The organism is Streptomyces sp. NPDC057654 (assembly GCF_042800135.1).
Classification (GTDB): Bacteria; Actinomycetota; Actinomycetes; order Streptomycetales; family Streptomycetaceae; genus Streptomyces.
Window position 1 is genome coordinate 1 of sequence record NZ_JBHVHQ010000774.1, and the last position, 4,132, is coordinate 4,132.

At 71.2% G+C, this 4,132-nt stretch carries 6 protein-coding genes; all 6 read left to right on the top strand.

Annotated elements, in window-relative coordinates; all coding sequences use genetic code 11:
* Positions 1-495, top strand: a 495-nt coding sequence (locus ACFU99_RS35530; RefSeq protein WP_384400305.1) for an RsmD family RNA methyltransferase, incomplete at its 5' end; no start/stop codon positions are given.
* On the top strand, positions 492-1,001 hold the full coding sequence (coaD, locus tag ACFU99_RS35535; protein WP_384400308.1) for a pantetheine-phosphate adenylyltransferase: 510 nt from the start codon (positions 492-494) through the stop codon (positions 999-1,001). The genes ACFU99_RS35530 and coaD, both read left to right, overlap by 4 nt.
* Before the next feature lie 99 nt (positions 1,002-1,100).
* Positions 1,101-2,240, top strand: coding sequence for a DivIVA domain-containing protein (locus ACFU99_RS35540; RefSeq protein WP_384400317.1), 1,140 nt, complete (start codon positions 1,101-1,103; stop codon positions 2,238-2,240).
* A gap of 196 nt (positions 2,241-2,436) precedes the next feature.
* Positions 2,437-3,030: a YceD family protein gene (locus ACFU99_RS35545; RefSeq protein ID WP_384400311.1), complete on the top strand. Its 594-nt coding sequence runs from the start codon at positions 2,437-2,439 to the stop codon at positions 3,028-3,030.
* Between the two features lie 2 nt (positions 3,031-3,032).
* Positions 3,033-3,206: a 50S ribosomal protein L32 gene (gene rpmF, locus ACFU99_RS35550; RefSeq protein WP_009714764.1), complete on the top strand. Its 174-nt coding sequence runs from the start codon at positions 3,033-3,035 to the stop codon at positions 3,204-3,206.
* A gap of 19 nt (positions 3,207-3,225) precedes the next feature.
* On the top strand, positions 3,226-4,080 hold the full coding sequence (rnc, locus tag ACFU99_RS35555) for a ribonuclease III (RefSeq protein ID WP_384400315.1): 855 nt from the start codon (positions 3,226-3,228) through the stop codon (positions 4,078-4,080).
* Positions 4,081-4,132 lie beyond the last annotated feature (52 nt).

A 4,132-nucleotide genomic window follows, 5' to 3' on the forward strand; every position in this document is an offset into this window, starting at 1 on the left:
GGCCTCTTCTCCACCTGGGAGTCGCTGCACGGGCCGCTGGCCGGGGCGCGGGTCCTGGACCTGTACGGCGGCTCCGGCGCGGTCGGCCTGGAGGCGCTGTCCCGCGGCGCGGACCACGTCCTGCTCGTCGAGGCCGACGCCCGCGCGGCCCGCACCATCCGGGAGAACGTCCGCGCCCTGGGCCTGCCCGGGGCCGAGGTCCGCGCGGGCCGGGCCGAGCAGGTCGCCGCCGCGCCCCCGCCGCCCGGCGGCCCGTACGACGTCGTCTTCCTCGACCCGCCGTACGCGGTGGGCGACGACGAGCTCCGGGAGATACTCCTCACACTCCTGGCCCAGGGCTGGCTCGCGGGTGAGGCGCTCGTCACCGTGGAGCGCAGCACCAGAGGCGGCGAATTCCGCTGGCCGGACGAGTTCGAGGGCCTCAGGGCCCGTCGTTACGGCGAGGGGACGCTTTGGTACGGTCGCGCCGCCTCATGTCGCACAGCCGCGTCATGACCGGATCGGAGAGCGAGGAACCACTCTTGCGCCGCGCAGTCTGTCCGGGGTCCTTCGACCCCGTCACCAATGGACACCTCGACATCATCGCCCGCGCCTCCAGGCTGTACGACGTCGTCCATGTCGCCGTGATGATCAACCAGTCCAAGCAGGGGCTGTTCACGGTCGAGGAGCGGATCGACCTGCTCCGCCAGGTCACCGCCGAGTACGGCAACGTGCAGGTGGAGTCCTTCCACGGGCTGCTCGTCGACTTCTGCAAGGAGCGCGACATCCCCGCCATCGTCAAGGGGCTGCGGGCCGTCAGCGACTTCGACTACGAGCTCCAGATGGCCCAGATGAACAACGGGCTCTCGGGTGTGGAGACGCTCTTCGTCCCCACCAACCCCACCTACAGCTTCCTCTCCTCCAGCCTGGTGAAGGAGGTCGCGGCCTGGGGCGGCGACGTCGCCCATCTGGTGCCGCCGCTGGTCCTCGAAGCGCTCACCGAACGGCTCGCGAAGCGCTGACGGGCTGACGGCGCGTCAGCAGGTGTCGGGCGGGGCCCCACTGGCCGTACAGTCGGTCCCGTCCCGACCCTTCGGCCGTAGAAAGTGGCGAGCACCCAGGTGGACGTGCAGAAGAAGCTCGACGACATCGTCGCGACCGTCGGCGGCGCCCGGTCCATGCCCATGTCGGCCTCGTGCGTGATCAACCGGGCCGAGCTGCTCGCCCAGCTGGAGGAGGTGCGGGCAGCGCTGCCCGGCTCGCTCGCCCAGGCGCAGGAGCTGATCGGCGGCCGGGAGCAGCTGGTCGAGGACGCCCGCCAGGAGGCCGAGCGGATCATCGAGTCCGCGCACGCCCAGCGCGGCTCGCTGATCTCCGACACCGAGGTCGCCCGGCAGTCCCAGGACGAGGCCGACCGCATCCTCTCGGAGGCCCGCCGGGAGGCCGAGGAGATCCGTGCCGAGGCCGACGACTACGTCGACAGCAAGCTCGCCAACTTCGAGGTCGTCCTCACCAAGACCATCGGCTCCGTCGACCGGGGCCGGGACAAGCTGCTGGGCCGCGACGGGGGCGCCGACGGCTTCGCGGACGGGGACGGCCAGTTCGACGAGGGCCCCGAGCGCAGTGCCGACCCGCAGACCCAGCGCCACCGCGCCGACGAATACGTGGACACCAAGCTGGGCGCGGTCTCGGCGGTGCTCGCCAAGACCCTGGAGGCCGTGGGCCGCGGCCGGCAGAAGCTGCTCGGCGTGCGCCCCACGGACGAGCTGGGCGCGCTCGCGGACGCCCAGGACGGCTACGGGGTGCACACCACCGACGCGGACTTCCTCGCCGGGCTCGCCCTGCCGCAGGAGCAGGCCGCCGCCGGCGCCCCCGCGGCCCCGGTCCAGCCCGCGCAGCCGCAGGTCCAGGAGATCCACGAGGTCCAGCACCAGGACCACGTCCAGGCCCAGCCCGATTACTACGGGGCGACCGCGGGGTACCAGCAGCAGGACGCGTACGGCTACCAGCAGCAGTACGCGCAGCAGGACCCGTACGCGGCCCAGGGCGGCTATCAGCAGGACGCCTACGGCTGGCAGGGGCAGCAGGCCTACGACCCGAACGCCGGGTACGTCGCCGATCCGCACCTCCAGCATCAGCAGCACCACCAGCACCAGCCCCACGAGGGCCAGCAGCAGGCCGCGGCGCTCGACGAGACCAGCCTCTTCGACACGAGCATGATCAACCTCGACCAGCTGCGCGCGTACGAGCAGGGCCGCTGATCCCGTCCCCGCCGCGCTGACCGGGTCCCCCGGGGAGCGGATTGGGTGTACAGCGACAGGTCCAGTATCCTGGCTCTTCGGTCGCGTGTACGTCCGCGATCACGGCTGCCCCCAGCACATCCGCACCGGGCGGCCGTCACCGCAGCGTAGAAAGCAGGAAGCCCTGAACGCCCACCTCGACCACCGTGCCCCTCTCGTGTTCGACACACGCGAGCTGGGTCGGCGTCCCGGTGCGCTGAAGCGGGTCTCCCGCACCATCGCCGCCCCCGCCGACCTCGGTATCGAGGTCATCGGTGTGGCGGAGGGCGCGACCGTGGAGCTGGACCTCCGGCTGGAGTCGGTCATGGAAGGGGTGCTTGTCACAGGCACCGCCCGTGCGCCGCTCACAGGGGAGTGCGTAAGGTGTCTGGAGCCGCTGGAGCGAGAGCTCGAAGCGGACTTCCAGGAGATGTTCTCCTACCCCGACGCCGACGACCGGAGCCGCACCGCGGACACCGGCGACGACGCCGAGGAAGATGAGGACACGCTCTTCATCGAGGACGACTTGTTCGACCTCGAACCCGTGCTGCGGGACGCGGTGGTGCTCGCACTGCCGTTGCAGCCGGTGTGCCGGGAAGACTGCCCCGGTCTGTGCTCCGATTGCGGGGCGCGGCTGGCGGACGACCCGGACCACCACCATGAGGCCGTCGACATCCGTTGGGCGGCTTTGCAGGGACTCGCCGGGACCACCCAGGACGGCGAGAAGGACAACGCCCCCCGCGCCAGCGGGGATGAACCTCAGGAGAAGTAGCCGTGGCTGTTCCGAAGCGGAAGATGTCGCGCAGCAACACGCGCCACCGCCGGTCGCAGTGGAAGGCTGCGGTCCCCACCCTGGTGGCGTGCGAGCGCTGCCACGAGCCGAAGCAGCAGCACATCGCGTGCCCGAGCTGCGGCACCTACAACCGCCGCCAGGTCCTAGAGGTCTGAACGGCGGGTGACAGGCTCCATGTCAGACGCTGATTCGTCGAGGAACACCTCCTCGAAAAAGACGTCGGCGGACACAGCCTCGTCCCACACGCTTCTGGAAGGGCGGCTCGGGTATCACCTTGAGTCCGCCCTTCTGGTGCGTGCGCTGACGCACCGCTCCTTCGCGTACGAGAACGGCGGGCTGCCCACCAACGAACGGCTCGAATTCCTCGGGGATTCGGTGCTCGGACTGGTGGTCACCGACACGCTGTACCGCATCCACCCCGACCTCCCAGAGGGCCAGCTGGCCAAGCTGCGGGCCGCGGTGGTCAACTCACGTGCGCTCGCCGAGGTCAGCCGTGGCCTCGATCTCGGCGCCTTCATCCGGCTCGGCCGCGGTGAAGAAGGAACGGGCGGCAGGGACAAGGCGTCGATCCTCGCCGACACCCTTGAGGCCGTCATCGGCGCGGTCTACCTCGACCAGGGCCTCGACGCCGCCGGCGAGCTGGTGCACCGGCTCTTCGACCCGTTGATCGCCCGCTCCTCGAACCTCGGAGCCGGCCTGGACTGGAAGACCAGCCTCCAGGAGCTCACGGCGACGGAAGGGCTCGGCGTCCCCGAGTACCTCGTCTCCGAGACCGGCCCCGACCACGAGAAGGTCTTCACGGCTGCTGCCCGCGTCGGTGGTGTCACGTACGGCACCGGCACCGGCCGCAGCAAGAAGGAAGCGGAGCAGCAGGCGGCCGAGGCCGCCTGGCGCGCGATCCAGGAGGCGGCCGAGGCCCGCGCGGCGGAGGCAGCCGAGGAATCGACCGCGTCCGGGGGCGGAGGCACGTCGGACGGTGCGTCCGCCGACAGCGCACCGTCGGCCGCCAAGGGCGGCCGGCCCGCCTGACCCCTCCGCGCGCACAGCACGAAGGCCGACCGCCCACCCGCCCCGCCAGGGG

Coding starts and splice junctions, on each gene's coding strand:
- coaD (WP_384400308.1), top strand. CDS start 492: ATGACCGGATCGGAGAGCGAGGAACCACTCTTGCGCCGCGCAGTCTGT.
- rnc (WP_384400315.1), top strand. CDS start 3,226: ATGTCAGACGCTGATTCGTCGAGGAACACCTCCTCGAAAAAGACGTCG.